This is a genomic window from Streptomyces sp. NPDC005808, from assembly GCF_042871385.1.
Lineage (GTDB): Bacteria > Actinomycetota > Actinomycetes > Streptomycetales > Streptomycetaceae > Streptomyces.
Window position 1 is genome coordinate 126,452 of sequence record NZ_JBIAIK010000018.1, and the last position, 18,315, is coordinate 144,766.

Annotated in this window: 17 protein-coding genes; 7 read left to right on the forward strand and 10 right to left on the reverse strand. The window is 69.6% G+C overall.

Features of this window, described 5'->3' with window-relative positions:
• Positions 1 to 6: 6 nt before the first annotated feature.
• Complete coding sequence (locus ACFYPC_RS31875; protein ID WP_391889694.1) at positions 7 to 612, reverse strand: hypothetical protein; 606 nt, start codon at positions 610 to 612, stop codon at positions 7 to 9.
• Between the two features lie 327 nt (positions 613 to 939).
• Between ACFYPC_RS31875 and ACFYPC_RS31880 the strand changes: the two genes are divergently transcribed.
• Entirely contained in the window at positions 940 to 3,735 is a 2,796-nt protein-coding gene (locus ACFYPC_RS31880) for a penicillin acylase family protein (RefSeq protein ID WP_391889696.1), read from the forward strand.
• A 240-nt stretch (positions 3,736 to 3,975) separates the two neighbouring features.
• On the opposite strand, the gene ACFYPC_RS31885 is transcribed toward ACFYPC_RS31880, so the two are convergent.
• Positions 3,976 to 5,208, reverse strand: coding sequence for an exo-beta-N-acetylmuramidase NamZ domain-containing protein (locus ACFYPC_RS31885; protein ID WP_391889698.1), 1,233 nt, complete (start codon positions 5,206 to 5,208; stop codon positions 3,976 to 3,978).
• A gap of 214 nt (positions 5,209 to 5,422) precedes the next feature.
• Between ACFYPC_RS31885 and ACFYPC_RS31890 the strand changes: the two genes are divergently transcribed.
• Positions 5,423 to 6,187 (forward strand): SDR family oxidoreductase, encoded by a 765-nt coding sequence (locus tag ACFYPC_RS31890; RefSeq protein WP_391889700.1) that lies wholly within the window; start codon positions 5,423 to 5,425, stop codon positions 6,185 to 6,187.
• Positions 6,188 to 6,407: 220 nt separating this feature from the next.
• Entirely contained in the window at positions 6,408 to 7,001 is a 594-nt protein-coding gene (locus tag ACFYPC_RS31895; protein ID WP_391889769.1) for a TetR/AcrR family transcriptional regulator, read from the forward strand.
• A 164-nt stretch (positions 7,002 to 7,165) separates the two neighbouring features.
• On the opposite strand, the gene ACFYPC_RS31900 is transcribed toward ACFYPC_RS31895, so the two are convergent.
• The 4 genes from ACFYPC_RS31900 to ACFYPC_RS31915 all read right to left on the reverse strand — a co-directional run bounded on the left by ACFYPC_RS31900 (position 7,166) and on the right by ACFYPC_RS31915 (position 10,327).
• Complete coding sequence (locus tag ACFYPC_RS31900; RefSeq protein ID WP_391889702.1) at positions 7,166 to 8,389, reverse strand: acyl-CoA dehydrogenase family protein; 1,224 nt, start codon at positions 8,387 to 8,389, stop codon at positions 7,166 to 7,168.
• Between the two features lie 6 nt (positions 8,390 to 8,395).
• A complete protein-coding gene (locus ACFYPC_RS31905) occupies positions 8,396 to 9,418 on the reverse strand; it encodes a phosphotransferase family protein (protein WP_391889705.1) in 1,023 nt (340 codons plus the stop codon).
• 178 nt (positions 9,419 to 9,596) lie between these two features.
• Complete coding sequence (locus tag ACFYPC_RS31910; protein WP_391889707.1) at positions 9,597 to 9,938, reverse strand: DUF202 domain-containing protein; 342 nt, start codon at positions 9,936 to 9,938, stop codon at positions 9,597 to 9,599.
• A complete protein-coding gene (locus ACFYPC_RS31915; protein ID WP_391889708.1) occupies positions 9,935 to 10,327 on the reverse strand; it encodes a YidH family protein in 393 nt (130 codons plus the stop codon). Before ACFYPC_RS31915 ends, ACFYPC_RS31910 begins: the two co-directional genes overlap by 4 nt.
• 52 nt (positions 10,328 to 10,379) lie before the next feature.
• On the opposite strand from ACFYPC_RS31915, the gene ACFYPC_RS31920 reads away from it, so the two are divergent.
• Positions 10,380 to 11,222, forward strand: coding sequence for a hypothetical protein (locus ACFYPC_RS31920; protein WP_391889711.1), 843 nt, complete (start codon positions 10,380 to 10,382; stop codon positions 11,220 to 11,222).
• Here ACFYPC_RS31920 and ACFYPC_RS31925 read toward each other — a convergent pair.
• Together ACFYPC_RS31925 and ACFYPC_RS31930 are read right to left on the reverse strand one after the other, a co-directional pair.
• A complete protein-coding gene (locus ACFYPC_RS31925) occupies positions 11,201 to 11,719 on the reverse strand; it encodes an NUDIX domain-containing protein (protein WP_391889713.1) in 519 nt (172 codons plus the stop codon). The two genes, ACFYPC_RS31920 and ACFYPC_RS31925, sit on opposite strands and share 22 nt — an antisense overlap.
• 103 nt (positions 11,720 to 11,822) lie before the next feature.
• Entirely contained in the window at positions 11,823 to 12,716 is an 894-nt protein-coding gene (locus ACFYPC_RS31930; RefSeq protein ID WP_391889715.1) for a DMT family transporter, read from the reverse strand.
• Between the two features lie 364 nt (positions 12,717 to 13,080).
• Between ACFYPC_RS31930 and ACFYPC_RS31935 the strand changes: the two genes are divergently transcribed.
• The 3 genes from ACFYPC_RS31935 (at position 13,081) to ACFYPC_RS31945 (ending at position 16,228) form a co-directional block, all read left to right on the forward strand.
• Complete coding sequence (locus tag ACFYPC_RS31935) at positions 13,081 to 14,736, forward strand: FAD-binding dehydrogenase (RefSeq protein ID WP_391889716.1); 1,656 nt, start codon at positions 13,081 to 13,083, stop codon at positions 14,734 to 14,736.
• A gap of 108 nt (positions 14,737 to 14,844) precedes the next feature.
• Positions 14,845 to 15,618, forward strand: a complete 774-nt coding sequence (locus ACFYPC_RS31940; protein WP_391889719.1) for a molybdopterin-dependent oxidoreductase — start codon at positions 14,845 to 14,847, stop codon at positions 15,616 to 15,618.
• The gene (locus ACFYPC_RS31945; protein ID WP_391889721.1) at positions 15,602 to 16,228 is read left to right on the forward strand and encodes a cytochrome b/b6 domain-containing protein; all 627 of its coding nucleotides are present in this window, start codon (positions 15,602 to 15,604) and stop codon (positions 16,226 to 16,228) included. Before ACFYPC_RS31940 ends, ACFYPC_RS31945 begins: the two co-directional genes overlap by 17 nt.
• Before the next feature lie 40 nt (positions 16,229 to 16,268).
• Here the strand turns inward: ACFYPC_RS31945 and ACFYPC_RS31950 are convergent, their stop codons facing one another.
• On the reverse strand, positions 16,269 to 17,666 hold the full coding sequence (locus ACFYPC_RS31950; protein ID WP_391889723.1) for a gluconate:H+ symporter: 1,398 nt from the start codon (positions 17,664 to 17,666) through the stop codon (positions 16,269 to 16,271).
• Between the two features lie 48 nt (positions 17,667 to 17,714).
• Entirely contained in the window at positions 17,715 to 18,242 is a 528-nt protein-coding gene (locus tag ACFYPC_RS31955) for a gluconokinase (RefSeq protein ID WP_391889725.1), read from the reverse strand.
• Positions 18,243 to 18,315 lie beyond the last annotated feature (73 nt).

The following is an 18,315-nucleotide window of genomic DNA, read 5'->3' on the forward strand; positions in this document are numbered from 1 at the left end:
GCGCACTTACGCCGATATGAGAAGCCGCGGCCCGCGCCTGGCCTCCGCCAGCGCCTCCGGGGTGAGAACAGGCCGCGGCACCACGATTCCGCAGCGCGTGCAGACAGGGCCGGACGAGGGTTCGTGGGCCAGGTCGAACTTCCAGTCGAGGCGCTCGCCCGCGCACACCGGGCACATCGCACCCGGCTCGCGCTCCAACGCGGCGATCAGCCGGCGCAGCACCTCGGCCAGCGGTTCGTGAGGGTGGATCCGCGGGTTGTCGCACCATGCGACCCCGAAGCCGCCCCAGGTCATCCGGTGCCAGTCATCGATGGTGCCCGGCCTGCGCAACCCGTCGTGCTTCTCCTTCTTGCGCCGCTCCGCGAACCCGACCTCATAGGCGAGCCAGACCGAACGGGCTTCCTCCAGCTCGTCCAGTGCGGCCACGAGCCGCGCCGGATCGGGGGAGCGGTCCTCGGGACCGAACCCGGCCCTCGAGGACAGATGGTCCCAGGTCGCCCGATGTCCGTAAGGGGCGAACCTTTCAAGGCACTTGCGCAGTGAGTAGCGCCGCAGTGCCAGATCACTCCTCGGATCTCGCACCTGTCTCGCCAGACTCCGGAAACCGGCCATCGTCCTGCACCTCCGTCACACCTGCACCTGTACTTCGGTCACTTCGGCGTCGTCGCACGGACTTCGCCGAATAGACGTATCGACAAGCGATTCGGCTCCATCGGATTTCCGATGACCTTCAAGAAGTCATCTGCCGAACCCCTCATGGCCTACCTCCGAACGCTGTGAGCTGCCTGTTGTCCGCCCGTCAGTTGCGCGGCGGGCACAGCGCCGGAGGGCGGGCGCTCCCTGGGGAGTACCCGATCCCTGAAAGTGACGCATGTTCATCTTCAAACACGGGGATACCGGCGGTAACGTCCGGCCCACCCCCCTTCGCGAGGAGCTGCCATGACCCGGCGCACCCCACGCACCATCCTGGACAGACTGAGAACTCCCCGCCGATTGCCCAAGTTCCTGAAGGCAGCATCCGTATGCCTTCTCATTGCCGGCCTTTTGTCTCCCCTTACCCAAGCGTCCGCCGCGGGCACGCCGATCACGGCGGCCGCCGCGAACGACTACTGCGGCAGTCAGTGCTCCGACATCCTGCCGCCCGGTGAGAACGGCAACGCCACCCTCGCAGAGGTCCTGCTCAACCAGGTCCTCGGCATCCAGCCGGCCCACGCGGAGGACCAGCTCGGCCCCTACGCGAACCTGGCCTCGGGCTACTCCGCACTCACCGATGCCAAGATCAACGACTTCTTCAACGACGCCTCGTTCGGTGTCCCCGCCGACCAGGTCGAATCGACCCTCAACCCCGCCGGGCGCACCGACGTCACGATCGTCCGTGACAGGAAGACCGGTGTCCCGCACATCACCGGCACCACCCGCTACGGCACCGAGTTCGGCGCCGGGTACGCCGCAGCCCAGGACCGGCTGTGGCTGATGGACGTCTTCCGGCACGTCGGACGCGGCACGCTGACCCCCTTCGCGGGCGGTGACCCCTCCAACCAGGCACTTGAGCAGCAGTTCTGGCGCACCGCGCCCTACACCGAGGCCGAACTGCAGGCCCAGATCGACAGCGTCACCACCAACAACGGCGCCCGTGGCCAGCAGGCGCTCGCCGACGTCACCGCCTACCTCGCCGGCGTCAACGCCTACATAGACGCCTCCGACAGCGGCCGCTACTTCCCCGGCGAGTACGTCCTGACCGGCCACAAGGACTCCATCACCAACGCCGGAACCATCGACCACTTCAAGCTCACCGACCTGGTCGCGCTGGCCTCCGTCATCGGTTCCCTCTTCGGCTCGGGAGGCGGCGGCGAGGTCAACAACGCCATCTCGCTGCTCGCCGCCCAGTCCCAGTACGGCGTGGTGGAGGGCACCAAGGTCTGGGAGTCCTTCCGTGAGCGCAACGACCCCGAGGCCGCCCTCACCCTCCACGACGGCCAGAGCTTCCCGTACGCGGCCAAGCCCGCTGTCGCGCAGGGTCAGGCGCTGCCGGACGCCGGCACCCTGACCGAGGAGCAACTGGTCTTCGACCGCACCGGCAGCGCGGCCACCGCGACCGCCGAGAGCACGTCCGCCACGGCAGCGGCCGCCGCCCTCTCTTCCGCCAAGAAGGGCATGTCCAACGCGCTTGTGGTGAGCGGCGACCACACCGCGAGCGGCCACCCGATCGCCGTCTTCGGCCCCCAGACCGGCTACTTCGCGCCCCAGCTCCTGATGCTCCAGGAGATCCAGGGCCCGGGCCTCAGCGCCCGCGGCGCCTCGTTCGCGGGACTGAGCTTCTACGTCGAACTCGGCCGCGGCCAGGACTACTCCTGGAGCGCCACGACGTCCGGCCAGGACATCATCGACACGTACGCCGTCGAGCTGTGCCAGGACGACTACCACTACCTCTACCACGGCACCTGCACGGCCATGGACAAGGTCGAGCACACCAACGCCTGGGTGCCGACCACGGCCGACCCCACGGCCGCGGGCTCTTACCGCATGCAGGTCTACCGCACCAAGTACGGCCCGGTGACGCATCGCGCCACGGTCGGCGGCAAGGAGGTCGCGTACACCACCCTGCGTTCCTCCTACATGCACGAGGCCGACTCGATCATCGGCTTCCAGATGTTCAACGACCCGGACTACGTCAAGAGCCCGGAGACCTTCCAGGCGGCGGCGCAGCACATCAACTTCACCTTCAACTGGTTCTACGCGGACTCGACCCACACCGCGTACTACAACAGTGGCAACAACCCGGTGCGCGCCACCGGCGTCGACGCCGAGTTCCCGGTGTGGGCGCAGGCCGCGTACGAGTGGCAGGGCTGGGACGGGGCGACGAACACCGCCACCTACACCCCGGCGTCCGCGCACCCCAACGACATCGACCAGGACTACTACATCTCCTGGAACAACAAGGTGGCCGAGGACTACGCGACCGCCCCCTGGGGCAACGGCTCCGTCCATCGCGGCAACCTCATCGACGACCGCGTGAAGCGACTCGTGGCCGCGGGAGGCGTGACCAGATCCGCGCTGGTGAAGGCCATGGCGGACGCCGCGCTCGCCGATCTGCGGGCGGAGGACGTGCTTCCGGACCTGCTGAAGGTCATCAACAGTCAGCCGGTCACCGACACGGCGGCCGCAGCGGCGGTGAGCACACTGTCCGCCTGGGTGACGGCGGGGTCGAAACGCGCGGAGACCTCGTTCAATTCGAAGACCTACGCCAACGCCGACGCCATCCGCATCCTGGACGCGTGGTGGCCGCTGCTGGTGCAGGCTGAGTTCGAACCGGGACTCGGCACCGGCCTGTACACGGCCATCACCAACAACCTCCCCATCGACGAGCCGCCTTCGGCCGGACACGGCCCGACCGGCTCGCACGCGGGAAGCGCCTTCCAGTACGGATGGTGGAGCTATGTCGACAAGGACATCCGGGCGGTGCTCGGTGAGACCGTGCAGGGCCCGCTGGCGAAGAAGTACTGCGGCGGCGGCACCCTCAGCGGCTGCCGGGACATCCTGATCAGCACCCTCAAGACGGCGGCCGGCAAGACCGCGGCTCAGGTCTACCCCGGCGACGCCAGTTGCGCCGCGGGCAACCAGTGGTGTGCCGACTCGGTCATCCACCGTCCGCTCGGCGGCATCAAGCACTACAGCATCAGCTGGCAGAACCGTCCGACCTACCAGCAGGTGGTGGAGTACACGTCGCACCGATGACGGTGCTGTAGCACTGCACTACCGGTCCGGTACCGGTACCGGTACCGGTACCGGTACCTACGGTTGTTGGCCAACGAGCGTTTCCCCCACGCTCGTTGGCCAACGGCCGTTTGCGGGCGATCGTTCGCCACCGATCGTTCGCCACCGATCGTTTGCCAACAAGAGTTTGCCAACAAGAGTTTGCAAACGGCCGTTGCCGGCCGGTAGACCGCAATGGCGAACCGGCAGGCGTTTCACACCTCACCGATACACCAGGTACTCCTCGCGCACGCGCCGGAACGCCGCCAGTTCGTCCTGCCAGGCCGCCACGACCTCGTCGACCGTCGCCCCCGCGTCGATCATCGTGCGGACGCCGGTGGACCCGGTCAGCTTGTCGATCCAGTGGTCGGCACGCCAAGTGAAGCCGCTCCAGACCTCCTTCGCGGTCACCAGAAGCGCGATCCCGGTGCGCACGGGGTCGTACGCGGCCCGGTCGTGCACGTGGATCTGTACTCCGCCGATGGTCCTGCCCTGGAACTTGGAGAAGGTCGGGGCGAAGTACGCCTCCCTGAAGTGCACGCCGGGCAGCCCGAGTTGCCCCACCGCCTCCGCCCAGCTCCGGTCGATACCCTCCGCGCCGAGCAGCTCGAACGGACGGGTCGTGCCGCGCCCCTCCGACAGGTTCGTCCCCTCGAAGAGACAGGTCCCCGAGTACACCAGCGCAGTGTCGGCCGTCGGCATGTTCGGGCTCGGCGGCACCCAGGGGAGACCGGAGGCGTCGTAGAACTCCGAGCGCCGCCAACCCGACATCAGTACGGTCTCCAGCGGCACCGGCGTCGCCAGGAACTCCCCGTTGAACAGCCGCGCCAGTTCCGCGACCGTCATTCCGTGTGCCTGCGCGATCGGCTCCCGTCCGACGAAGGTCGCGAACTCCTTGTGCAGCACGGGACCTTGGGCCGCCCGGCCGGTCACCGGGTTCGGCCGGTCGAGCACCACGAAGCGTTTGCCCGCCAGTCGGGCCGCGGCCATGCAGTCGTACAGGGTCCAGATGTACGTGTAGAAGCGCGCGCCCACGTCCTGGATGTCGAAGACGACGGTGTCCACGCCGGACGCGGTGAAGATGTCGGCGAGCGGCTGACCGCTCTTGAGATACGTGTCGTAGACGGGAAGTCCGGTCGCCGGGTCGTCGTAGCGGCCCTCCGAGCCGCCCGCCTGCGCCGTACCGCGGAAGCCGTGCTCGGGACCGAAGACGGCGATCAGGTTCACGCGGTCGTCGGCGTGCATGACGTCGACGATGTGGCGCACGTCCCGGGTGATGCCGGTGGGGTTGGTGACGACGCCGACGCGCTGTCCGTCGAGGGGGGCGTAACCGCCCGCGGCCAGGCGTTCGAAGCCGGTACGCAGCTGTCTCCCCGCGGCCGCGGCTGCGGGGGTCGCGGGCAGGCCCACCGCGCCCGTGGTGGCGGCGAGCAGGGTTCGTCGGGACAGGCGCATGGGGGGACCTCCGTGATCGCGGAAGGTTGGCACAGGCACGCTATGGGCTTCCGCCGGAAGTTCGTAGCCCGCGGGCAGCTCCTGGCCTGTCGCGCCACGCCGCGAGCCCGCAAATGTCACATCCCGCGCCCCTCGAACCGCCTTCCCTGTTTACATACCGACTGGTTAGTCTGGCCGGAGACAGAGCCGAATCACGTCGCCTCGAAGGAGACCGATGGTGGAAGCCGTGCAGGATGCCGGAGTGATCGTCACCGGAGCGGGGGGCGGTATCGGAGCCGCGCTGGCCCGCCGCTTCGCCGCCGAGGGGGCCAGGGTCGTCGTCAACGATCTGGACGCCGTCAAGGCGAAGACAGTGGCCGACGAGATCGGCGGCATCGCGGTCCCGGGCGACGCCTCCACGATCATGGCGGAGGCCAGGGACGCCCTCGGCGGCACGGTCGACGTGTACTGCGCCAACGCGGGCGTCGGGTCGGGCGGGACGGAGGCGGCCCCCGAGCAGGTCTGGGCGCTCGCCTGGGACGTCAATGTCATGGCCCACGTACGCGCGGCCCACGAGCTGCTCCCCGCCTGGCTGGAGCGTGGCAGCGGCCGTTTCGTCTCCACGGTCTCGGCGGCCGGACTGCTGACCATGATCGGCGCCGCGCCGTACGCCGTCACCAAGCACGGTGCGTACGCCTTCGCCGAGTGGCTGTCCCTGACGTACCGGCACCGCGGCCTGAAGGTCCACGCGATCTGTCCGCAGGGCGTGCGCACGGACATGCTCGCCGCCACCGGCAGCGCGGGCGACCTGGTCCTCCAGCCCACCGCCATCGAGCCCGAGGCCGTCGCTGACGCCCTCTTCGCCGGGATGCGGGAGGACCGCTTCCTGATCCTGCCGCACCCCGAGGTGGCCGAGTACTACCAGGTGAGGGCCGCGAACCCCGACCGCTGGCTGACCAACATGAACCACATCCAGCAGAAGTGGGAGGCCGGTCAGTGACCGAAGGCCGGTTCTACGTGCTCGACCACGAGTAGGGGCGACCGGCCGCACACATATTCGCGGCGGGAGGAGATGCTGCCCGTTCTGCCGAAGGTGGCGAGTGGCAAGATCCTGCATCGGGAGCTGCGTTCCCGATCGCACAAGAGTCAGATCGCGCAAGACTCAGATCGCGCAAGAGTCAGTAGGACAGCCAGAGAACCAAGGAAGGCAGGTGGCGGCAGTGCCCAGGACGACGGAGGGTGACAGTACGCCCGTGCCGCAGCGGCTCCTGGCCGCCGCCACCCGGCTCTTCGCCGAGCAGGGCTATGACCGGACCTCCGTGCAGGAGATCGTCGAGGCGGCGGGCGTCACCAAGGGGGCGCTTTACCACTACTTCGGCTCCAAGGACGACCTCCTGCACGAGGTCTACGCGCGCGTGCTGCGCATCCAGCAGGAGCGACTGGACGCCTTCGCGGGCGCCGACGCACCCGTCGAGGAACGGCTGCGGGGCGCCGCGGCCGACGTGGTCGTCACGACCATCGACAACCTCGACGACGCGTCGATCTTCTTCCGCTCCATGCACCACCTCAGCCCGGAGAAGCACAAGCAGGTACGCGCCGAGCGCCGCCGGTACCACGAGCGCTTCCGCGCGCTCGTCGAGGAGGGCCAGGAGAAGGGCGTCTTCTCCACGGCCACCCCCGCCGACCTGGTCGTCGACTACCACTTCGGCTCCGTGCACCACCTGTCGACGTGGTACCGCCCCGACGGCCCGCTCACCCCGCAGCAGGTCGCCGACCAGTTGGCCGACCTGCTGCTGCGCGCGCTGCGGCCCTGAGGCCGATATCCGCGGGTCAGGGATCCACGGCCGGCCCGAGTCCCGCGGGCCAGGGGGACAGGGCCGGTGAAGACGTACACCCTCACCGGCCCTCGCGGCACGCACCTTCACCGGCCCAGGCGCTGCACCCGCACCCCGCACTGGCCCCGACGCCGGCCCGCGTCTCACTGGTGCCTCTTGATCTCCTGCCGCGCCAGCGACCGCTGATGCACCTCGTCGGGACCGTCGGCGAGCTGCAACGTCCGTGCGGTCGCCCACAGTTCGGCCAGCGGGAAGTCCTGGCTCACGCCGCCCGCGCCGTGCAGCTGGACCGCCTTGTCGAGAATGTCGACGACCGTACGGGGAGTGGCGATCTTGATGGCCTGGATTTCGGTGTGGGCGCCCTTGTTGCCGACCGCGTCCATCATCCAGGCGGTCTTGAGGACCAGCAGGCGCAGTTGCTCGACGGCCACACGGGCGTCGGCGATCCAGTTCTGGACCACGCCCTGGTGTGCCAGCGGCTTACCGAAGGCGGTACGGGACACGGCTCGGCGGCACATCAGCTCGATCGCCCGCTCGGCCATCCCGATCAGCCGCATGCAGTGGTGGATCCGGCCGGGGCCGAGGCGTGCCTGGGCGATGGCGAAGCCGCTACCCTCCTCGCCCACCAAGTTGCCCACGGGAACCCGGACTTGATGGAAGGAGACCTCCGCGTGCCCGCCGTGGGAGTGGTCCTCGTAGCCGTACACCTGCATGGCGCGCCGGACTTCGACACCGGGAGTGTCGCGCGGCACGAGCACCATGGACTGCTGACGGCGGAGGTCGGACCCCTCCGGGTCCGTCTTGCCCATCACGATGAAGATCTTGCAGTCCGGGTTCATCGCGCCGGAGATGTACCACTTGCGGCCCGTGATGACGTACTCGTCGGAGCCGTCGGAGGACCGCTCGATGCGTGTGGTGATGTTCGTGGCGTCGGAGGAGGCCACCTCGGGCTCGGTCATCGCGAACGCCGAGCGGATCTCACCGGTGAGCAGCGGCTCCAGCCACTGCTTTTTCTGCTGCTCGTCGCCGAACTGTGCGAGTACCTCCATGTTGCCCGTGTCGGGCGCGGCGCAGTTCAGCGCGGTGGGCGCCAAGTGCGGGCTGCGGCCGGTGATTTCGGCGAGCGGCGCGTACTGGAGGTTGGTGAGCCCGGCGCCGTACCGGGAGTCCGGCAGGAAGAGGTTCCACAGCCCCTGGCTGCGTGCCTCGGCCTTCAACTCCTCGACCACGGCCGGGGTGTCCCACGGCGACGCCAGTCGAGCGCGCTGCTCCTCAGCGACGCTCTCCGCCGGATAGACGTACTCGTCCATGAAGACGAGCAGCTGATGGCGCAGCTCCTCGGTGCGCGCGTCGAATGCGAAGTCCATGGCGGATCAGCCTTCCTGAAGGGTGGTCAGGCCGTGCTCGATGAAGACCGGGGTCAGCGCGCCCAGGCGGTCGAATCCCGCGCCGACCGTCTGGCCCTGCGTGTAGCGGTAGTGGATGCCCTCCAGGATGACGGCGAGCTTGAACCACGCGAAAGCCGTGTACCAGGAAATGGCGGACACGTCGCGCCCCGAGCGCGCGGCGTACCGCTCGACGATTTCGGCCGGATGCGGGTGCCCGGCGGCTGAAGCCGTCGTGCTGATGGGGGAGTCGAGCGTTTTGAGAGGGATGCTGTACATGACCAGCAGCCCCAGATCCGTCAGTGGATCGCCGAGGGTGGACATCTCCCAGTCCAGGATCGCGTTGATCCGGTCGTCGGTGTCGATCAGCACGTTGTCGAGCCGGTAGTCGCCGTGCACGACGGTCGGCGCCGGGGAGTCGGGGAGCGCGCGCCCCAGAGTTGCGTGGAGTTCGTCGATCCCGGGGAGCTCGCGGCTCCTGGACGCCTCCAACTGCTTGCCCCAGCGGCGCAACTGGCGGTCGAGGAAGCCCTCCGGACGTCCGAAGTCGGTGAGTCCGACCTCGGCGGGATCCACCGCGTGCAGTTCGACCAGCGTGTCCACAAGACCGAGCACCGCGCCGCGGGTGCGCTCCGGACCGAGCGGGGCGAGCTGCTCCGCCGTGCGGTACGGCGTCCCCTCCACGAACTCCATGACGTAGAACGGCGATCCCAGCACCGACTCGTCCTCGCACAGCAGCACCGGGCGCGGCACCGGAACCGCCGTCGGGTACAGCGCGCTGATCACCCGGTGCTCACGCTTCATGTCGTGCGCGGTGGCCAGCACATGCCCGAGCGGAGGCCGCCGTACGACCCACTTCGCGCCGCCGTCCGTGACGGTGTACGTCAGGTTCGACCGTCCGCCTTCGATCAGCCGGCCGGTCAGCGGGCCTTTCACCAGCCCGGGCCGCTCGCGGTCGAGCAGGCCGCGCAGCCGGTCGAGGTCGAGACCTGGCGGATGGTCTGGGGACATCTTGGCTCCTACGCGCGGGGAAACAGGACATGACCATGATGCCGACCAGTCGGTATGTCGTCCAGCGCGGGAACGAAACGTGATCGGCATCTCCCTCCAGCCTCAGGGGGAACCAAGGTGCCCCACGGACGAGACCTCTCCGGCTCAGAACACCAGCTCCGCGGCGCAGACCTCCGGCTCAGAACACCAGCGCCGCGGCGCACACCGCAAGTGCCACGGTGCACAGCGTCGCGGCCGTCGCGTGCAGGGGTGTCAGTGCGGGCGGCCGGTGCGAGCCGGAGACCGCCGTGAGCACCCGGATCCGGCGGTGGGCGATGGCCAGGAAGCCCAGCCAGAGCACGCAGCACAGGGCGCAGACCACGACGCCGGTCACCGATCCGCCGCCGTGCAGGGTCGTCTTCGCGGCCAGCACGGTGGCCACCGTGCCCGACAGGGTCGTACGTCGCCACGCGAGGCGCGTGCGCTCCGGTTGCAGGCCCGGGTCGCGCTTTTCTTCCCCCTCCGGGGCGGGCGTGGTCATCCTGCCCTGCCGAGCAGTACGACGACGACCATGGCCACGGCGACGATCGCGACCACGATGCTCAGCACGGCCGGGAAGCGCGACACAGGCAGGTCTTCGCCTTTCCGCATCGCCATCTCACATCGCACCCAGTGGTTGACGGCCCGCAGTGAGCAGAGCACACCCGCCGCCAGCAGGGCCAGCGCGAGGCCGACGCGCCATCCCCGCCCCAGGTCCGGCAGGAACTGGTCCACCGCGAAGCCGCCGCCGATCAGTGCCAGCGCGGTGCGCAGCCACGCCAGGAAGGTCCGCTCGTTCGCCAGGGAGAAGCGGTAGTCGGGCGTGCTGCCTTCCGCTCCGACGGCCGGGGGCGCGAACCACAGCCGGACGTTCCGTACGATTTGGATCACGCCCTGGACCCTACCGGGAGCGTTGTCGGTGCGGCTCGCTACCGTTCGGCGCATGGACGTCCCCCTCTCACTGGCCCGGTACGCCGAGCCCGGCCACGGCATCGCCCCGGCCGAGGAACTGATCGGGCTGGCCGGATTCTGGCCCGCGTACTTCCTCCCGGTCTGGGACGAGTTCATGGAGGAGCCCGCCCTCTTCGGCGCCGACGAGGCGGACGTCGACGCCGCGACCGAGGCACTGTACAGCGCGCGCGAGGTCTGGCCGGCGTACCGCATTCCGCTTACCGGCGGGCACCTGCTGTGGATCGTCCACCGCAACTTCCCGGACGACCCCGGCACGGACTACCTGATCACGCACCCTGACTGGGACCGGGACGCGCCCATGACCTCGCTGGAGGGTCACTTCAGTGGCCCGGGGCTGTCCTGGCCCGAGCTGGTGGCGGTCGCCGACTCGGCCCCGGCACGGTCCGAGGGGGTGTGCGACCCCGCGATGCGGCTGCTCCTGCTGCTGCCCGCCTTCGGCGACGCGGACGTGCCGGTGGCCGGGGCGGTTTCCCGGATATCCGGCGCGCTCACCGCCGTGGGAGTCGCGGCGGGGGCGGCACCCCGCGTGGCCGAGCGGCTCCTCGACCATCCGTTCTGGGACGGCCCTACCTGGACGGTGCAGGGCGAGAGCCCGCTGAGCGGTGGCGCGGTGGGGCCGAGCCCCCTGAAGGTGTGCGACGGGCACTACAGCCCGCGCACCCTGCCCCTCGACCTGTGCGGCACCCCCGCCCACGCGCGGGCGCTGGCCGACGCGCTAGCGGGGAGCGGGTCCATAACGGGTGCCGGCACGGGCGTGCGTGCTGGTGCTGGTGTGGGGGCGTCGGAAGCCGGTCAGACCCCCGACGAGCGGTAGTCCTTGAGCCGCTCGTACGCCGCCAGGCCGTCCGGGACCCAGATCCAGTCGGCGAGGTGCCGTTCCACCTCGTCCTCGGGGAGGAACGCGTGCCAGGCGACCTCCTCGACCTGCGGGGCGACCGGCAGCTCGCAGCGCACCTCGTAGACGGAGGACCACCAGGTCTGGCCGGCACCGTTGTCGTAGAGGAACTTGAAAAGAGGCACGGGCCCGGGGAGCCCGGAGACGCCGAGTTCCTCCTCGGCCTCACGCAGGGCCGCCTCGTCGTACGTCTCGCCCGCGCCGACGACCCCGCCGACGAACATGTCGTACAGGGAGGGGAACACGAGCTTGGTGGATGTCCGGCGGTGGACGAAGATCCGGCCCTGGGCATCCCGGGCCTGGATGAACACGCACCGGTGGCGCAGGCCGAGCGCGTATGCCTCCCCGCGCGGGGACTGCCCGATGACCTGGTCGTTCTCGTCCACGATGTCGAGGATCTCGTCAGCGGCACTCATGTTCCCCATCCAAGCAGGGCCGAGCCACGTCGACAGGCCGGCCCGAGGGGCTCGCTCCGAGCCGGAATGCGCCGTGAGTCCGGCCGCCTTCAGCGCGGAGGCTTCAATGCGGCTGAAGATCCAGCGTCGGCTTCGTCTCGGACGTCCCGCGCGGCATCGCCGGATGCAACCCGAGCAGCACGATCCCCACCACGACGGCCGCGAGACCCGCGGCCTGCCAGGCGAGTGCCCCGGCATCCGTGCGTAGCTGGTCCCCCAGGAACCCGACCCCACACACGATCCCGGCCAGCGGCTGGGCCGCGGTGAGGGCCGGCAGCGACATCCGCAGGGGCGCGGTCTCGAAGGCGCTCTGCACCAGCACGAGGCCCGTCACGCCGAGGACCAGAACGCCGTACGGCTGCCAGCCGGTGACCAGCTCGGCCCAGCCGCCCTCGCCGAAGCGCTGGCCGCTGACCCGGGTGAGCGCGTCCTGGACGCCGTACAGCAGGCCCGCGGCCAGGGAGAGCAGCACGGGCATGGAGCTGAGCCGCGACCGCTTCGCGTAGGCGGTGAGCAGGAGCGCGAGGCCCACCATGATCCCGATGATCAGCCATTGCCGCAGGGGATCACTGACGGCGTCACCGCCCTCCGGCTGCCCGGCCACGATGAACGCGCTGACCCCGCCCGCGAGCAGCAGGAGCCCGGCCCAGCCCTGCCGGCCCAGCGGCTGCTTGGTCTGGTGGCGGGAGAGTGCGAGCGCGAAGAGCAGGTTCGTGGCGAGCAGGGGTTCCACCAGGGATAGCTCGCCCTTGCCCAGGGCGACCGCGCCGAGGACCATGCCGCACACCATGAGCCCGATGCCGCCCAGCCACCGGGGCACCCGGATGAGGTCGAGCAGCAGGCGGGGGGAGAGGAAGTCGCTCAGCGGGGCGTGCGAGGCGGCGTTCTGCTGGAGCACGAACCCGAAGCCCAGACAACAGGCCGCGCTCACAGAGAGGATCAGAACGAGAACCGACACGCTGTGTACCTCGATACATCGGGAGTCAGTGCGGGCCACGGGTGCGTATCGCGCCGACTGTAGTGCCACAGGCCGGGGCCTGCCCCGACAGTACCCGGATCCGGGCAGTTGACTCGGTCACTCTTCTTGCCGAAGGATCTGACCGATCAGTAACAACGAGTGGTCGAGCACCATGGGCGACCACCGCCTTCCGTACTTCCAATGTCTCATCAACCAGCGACGAAGCCGATCGGTTCGTGACGAACCTCATGAACAGGCTCATGACCAGCCTCATGGACAGGCTCATGACCAGGCTCATGGGCAACCTCGTGGGCACTCGTGCCGCCACCGATCCGGCCCGTCGGAATGCCGAGAGGACGGGCCCATGGCCTACGACGCAGATGTGATCGTGATCGGAGCGGGCCTCGCGGGGCTCGCCGCGACCGCGGAGCTCGTCGACGCAGGCCGCAAGGTGATCCTCCTCGACCAGGAGCCGGAGCAGTCGATCGGTGGCCAGGCGCACTGGTCCTTCGGCGGGCTCTTCTTCGTGAACTCGCCCGAGCAGCGCCGTCTGCGGATCAAGGACAGCCATGCGCTGGCCCTCCAGGACTGGATGGGAACGGCCGGTTTCGACCGCGCCGAGGACCACTGGCCGCGTCAGTGGGCCGAGGCGTACGTCGACTTCGCGGCCGGGGAGAAGCGTTCCTGGCTGCACGGGCAGGGCGTCCGTTTCTTCCCGGTGGTCGGCTGGGCCGAGCGCGGCGGCTACGACGCCAACGGGCACGGGAACTCGGTACCCCGCTTCCACATCACCTGGGGGACAGGACCCGGCCTGGTCGCACCCTTCGAGCGGCGCGTACGGGCCGGCGTCGCCCGTGGCCTCGTCCAGCTGAAGTTCCGCCACCGTGTCACCGGTCTGTCCCGCAGCGCGGGCGCCGTCGACACGGTCACCGGCGAGATCCTGGAGCCGTCCGGCATCGAGCGCGGCCAGGCGAGCAGCCGCACCGTCAGCGGCGCCTTCGAGTTCAAGGCCCAGGCGGTGATCGTCACCTCCGGCGGCATCGGCGGCAACCACGACCTCGTACGCGCCAACTGGCCGGAGCGGCTGGGCAGTCCGCCGGAGCGGATGGTCGCCGGGGTTCCCGCGCACGTCGACGGCAAGATGCTCGCCATCGCCGAGGAGACCGGCGCCCACTTCATCAACCGCGACCGCATGTGGCACTACACCGAGGGAATCCAGAACTGGAACCCGATCTGGGAGAACCACGGCATCCGCATCCTGCCCGGCCCCTCCTCGCTCTGGCTCGACGCCCGCGGCAAGCGGCTGCCGGTACCGCTCTTCCCCGGCTTCGACACCCTCGGCACCCTCGAACACATCATGAAGACCGGGTACGACTACACCTGGTTCGTGCTCGACCAGAAGATCATCGGCAAGGAGTTCGCGCTCTCGGGGTCGGAACAGAACCCCGACCTCACCGGCAAGTCCATCAGGGACGTCATCGGGCGGGCCCGCGCCGATGTGCCCGGTCCGGTCAAGGCGTTCATGGACCACGGCGTGGACTTCGTCGTCGAGAAGGACCTGGGCGCGCTCGTCCGCGGCATGAACGCGCTGACCAAGGAGCCGCTCATCGACGAGGCCGCGCTGCGCAACGAGATCGTCGCGCGCGACCGGGAGATCGCGAACCCCTTCACCAAGGACCTCCAGGTGATGTCGATCCGCGGTGCCCGCAACTACCTCGGCGACAAGCTGATCCGTACGGCGGCCCCGCACCGCATCCTCGACCCCAAGGCCGGCCCGCTGATCGCCGTCCGCCTCAACATCCTCACCCGCAAGTCCCTCGGCGGCCTGGAGACCGACCTCTCCTCGCGCGTACTGACGGAGGGCGGGGACCCGCTGGAGGGTGTGTACGCGGCGGGTGAGGCCGCCGGGTTCGGCGGCGGCGGAGTCCATGGCTACCGCTCCCTCGAAGGCACGTTCCTCGGCGGCTGCCTGTTCTCCGGGCGTACGGCGGGCCGGGCGGCGGCCAAGGCGGTGAGCTGACCTGCAGCCGGTTCACTTCCTCAACAGTGCGTAATAAGTGGTTACGGAATTCTGACGGGCACCCGCTTCCCCTGGCCCTTTGGGGGTCGCGGGTGCTCGAATCGATGGGTGAACCCTGAACATCCCGAAGCGCGGGAGCCGGAACGACCGCAGGCGCGGGAACCGGAACACCCCGAAGAGCGCGGCGTGCCGGTCGGCCGGCGGGTGTTCCTCGGCACGCTCGGACTCGGCGCGCTGGGCGTGCTCGCCGCACCCACGCTCCAGCGCGGCCTCGAATCCTTCCTCGCCGGCGCGTCCGACAAGGACCCCACCGGCCTGACGGGTCTCCTCCCCAACGGCGGCGGCTTCCGCTACTACTCGGTCGCCTCGTCCGTCCCGCACAAGGACGCCACCGACTACCGCCTCACCGTCGACGGCCTGGTCGACCACCCGGCCTCCTACACCCTCGCCGACCTGAAGGCCCTGCCCCAGACCCGGCTCGTGCACGACGTCCAGTGCGTCACCGGCTGGCGGGTACCGGGTACGCCCTTCGAGGGGGTCCGCCTCTCCGCCCTCCTGGACGCCGCCGGAGTGCGCTCCACGGCCGGGGCGATCCGCTTCACCTGCTTCGACGGCATGTACACGGAGAGCCTCACCCTGGAACAGGCCCGGCGCTCCGACGTCCTGGTCGCCCACCGGATGCAGGACAAGGCCCTCGGCCACAGCCACGGCGGCCCGGTCCGCCTCTACGTCGCCCCCATGTACTTCTACAAGTCCGCCAAGTGGCTCTCCGGCATCACGGTCACCGAGGACGTCCGTCCGGGTTACTGGGAGGAACGTGGCTACGACGTGGACGCCTGGGTCGGCCGGTCGAACGGACGCGACGATGAACCCACGAGTTGACGACACCCCGGCCCTGTCCTCCCGCGTACGGCGCTTCAGCCGCGCGGAACGCTGGGTGCACCGGGTGACGGCCCTGCTCATGGGCGTGTGCGTGGTGACCGCGGCGTGCCTGTACGTGCCTCAGCTCGCCGAGCTGGTCGGCCGCCGCGAGCTGGTGGTCCGTGTCCACGAGTGGGCGGGCCTGGTGCTCCCGGTGCCGGTCCTGGCGGGCCTGGCCTCCCGCGCCTTCCGCGCGGACCTGGGCCGCCTCAACCGTTGGGGGCCGCAGGACCGCACGTGGCTCCGTGCGGTGCTACGCCGCGACGCCCGTCCTTCCTCCCGTCCCGCCGCCAAGTTCAACGCCGGTCAGAAGACCTATGCCGCGTGGATCGCGGGCGCGACCCTCGTCATGCTCGGCACGGGGCTGCTGATGTGGTTCACCCACCTCACCCCGCTGATGTGGCGCACCAGCGCGACCTTCGTCCACGACTGGCTCGCCCTCACGATCGGCATCGTCCTCGCCGGCCACATCGGCATGGCCCTCGCCGACCCGGAAGCCCGCCGCGGCCTCCGCACCGGCTCCGTCAGCCGCGAGTGGGCAGAACGGGAACACCGCCTTTGGCGGCCCTGACGCCGGCCCGTGACGCGCTGAATGCCGGCCGCGTGACCCGCTAAATCACGAGTGACAGCAGCAGGACCAGCCCGCCCGCCACCACCGAGATGATCGTCTCCATGACCGACCAGGTCTTGATGGTCTGTCCGACGCTCAGCCCGAAGTACTCCTTGACCAGCCAGAATCCCGCGTCGTTGACATGGCTGAAGAAGAGCGAACCCGCGCCGATCGCCAGCACCAGGAGGGAGACGTGCGCGGTGGACATGTCGGCCGCCAGGGGCGCGACGAGACCGGCCGCCGAGATGGTGGCGACGGTCGCCGAACCCGTCGCGAGCCGGATCGCCACCGCGATCAGCCAGGCCAGCAGCAGCGCGGGGATCGACCAGTCCTTGGAGATGTCCAGGATCATCTGGCCGACGCCGGAGTCGATCAGCGTCTGCTTGAAGCCGCCGCCCGCGCCGACGATCAGCAGGATGCCCGCGATCGGGGCGAGCGACTTCTCGACGGTCGTCGACAGCCGGTCCTTGGTGAAACCGGCGGCCCGGCCCAGCGTGAACATGCCGACGAGCACGGCCGCGAGCAGCGCGATCAGCGGCGAGCCGATGACGTCGAAGACCCGCTGCACCATGTGCGTGGGGTCGTCGACGACGATGTCCACCAGCGCCTTGGCCAGCATCAGCACGACCGGAAGCAGCACGGTGGCGATGGTGGCGCCGAAGCCGGGGCGCTTCTCCAGGTCCTCGGAGGCGCGAGCGGGGATCATCCTGTCGGGCGCCGGGACGTCCACCCAGCGGGCGGCGTACTTCGAGAAGACCGGACCCGCGATGATCACCGTGGGGATGGCGACCAGGATGCCGAGAGCCAGTGTGAGACCGAGGTTGGCCCCCACCGCGTCGATCGCGACCAGCGGGCCGGGGTGCGGCGGGATCAGGCCGTGCATCACGGACAGGCCCGCCAGTGCCGGGATGCCGATGCGCATCAGCGAGTAGTTGCCGCGCTTGGCGACCATCAGCACGACGGGGATCAGCAGCACGATGCCGACCTCGAAGAACAGCGGCAGGCCGATCACCGAGGCGATCAGGACCATCGCCCACGGCATCGCACGCCCGCCGGCCTTGGCGAGGATCGTGTCGACGATCTGGTCGGCGCCTCCGGAGTCGGCGAGCAACTTGCCGAGGATCGCGCCAAGGGCGATCAGGACGCCCACGCCGGCGACGGTGGAGCCGAGTCCGGTCGTGAAGCTGACGATGACCTTGTCGAGCGGCGCCCCGGCGAACGCGCCGAGCGCGAGCGAGCCGACGGTCAGGGCCAGGAAGGCGTGCAGCTTGAACTTGGTGATGAGCAGGACGATGACGGCGATGCCCGCCAGTACGGCGATGCCCAGCTGAGCATGGCCCGCCGAGGTGATCGGCTCGACGGCGTCCGCTGCCAGCGACTCGACGCTGAGTCTGGTCACGGTGGTTCCCTTACATGAGTACGTGAGCAAGGTAGAAAAAAAGGGGGGTCAGAGGGAGGGCTGAGGCAGGTCGCGGAGTGCGGCCACGGCCCGCTCCGTGATCTCCCCGGGGTCACCGGACACATCCACGGCGACGCCCACCTCGTCCGCCTCGAGCGGCTGGAGGGTGGCGAGTTGGGAGTCGAGGAGCGCCGCCGGCATGAAGTGGCCCTGGCGCTGCGACATCCGGCCCTCGATGAGCGCGCGGTCTCCGGTGAGGTGCACGAACACGACCCCGGGGGCGGCCGCCCGCAGCCGGTCCCGGTAGCCGCGCTTCAGTGCCGAGCTGCTGACCACCCCGCCGAGCCCCGCCCGCTCGTGCGCCCAGCGCCCGATGGCGTCCAACCACGGCCACCGGTCCGCGTCGGTCAGAGGTGTCCCGGCCGTCATCTTGGCGATGTTGGCCGGGGGGTGGAAGTCGTCGCCCTCGGCGTACGGAACGCCGAGCCGGGCCGCAAGCAGGGGACCGATGGTGGTCTTCCCGGTGCCTGCCACGCCCATGATCACGACGACATGGGGGGTACGCGTCAGCTCCATCGTGCTCTCGCTGTCCTCATCGTCTTGGCCGATACCTGAGACACCCGAACTGAGACCTCCGAACCGAGACATC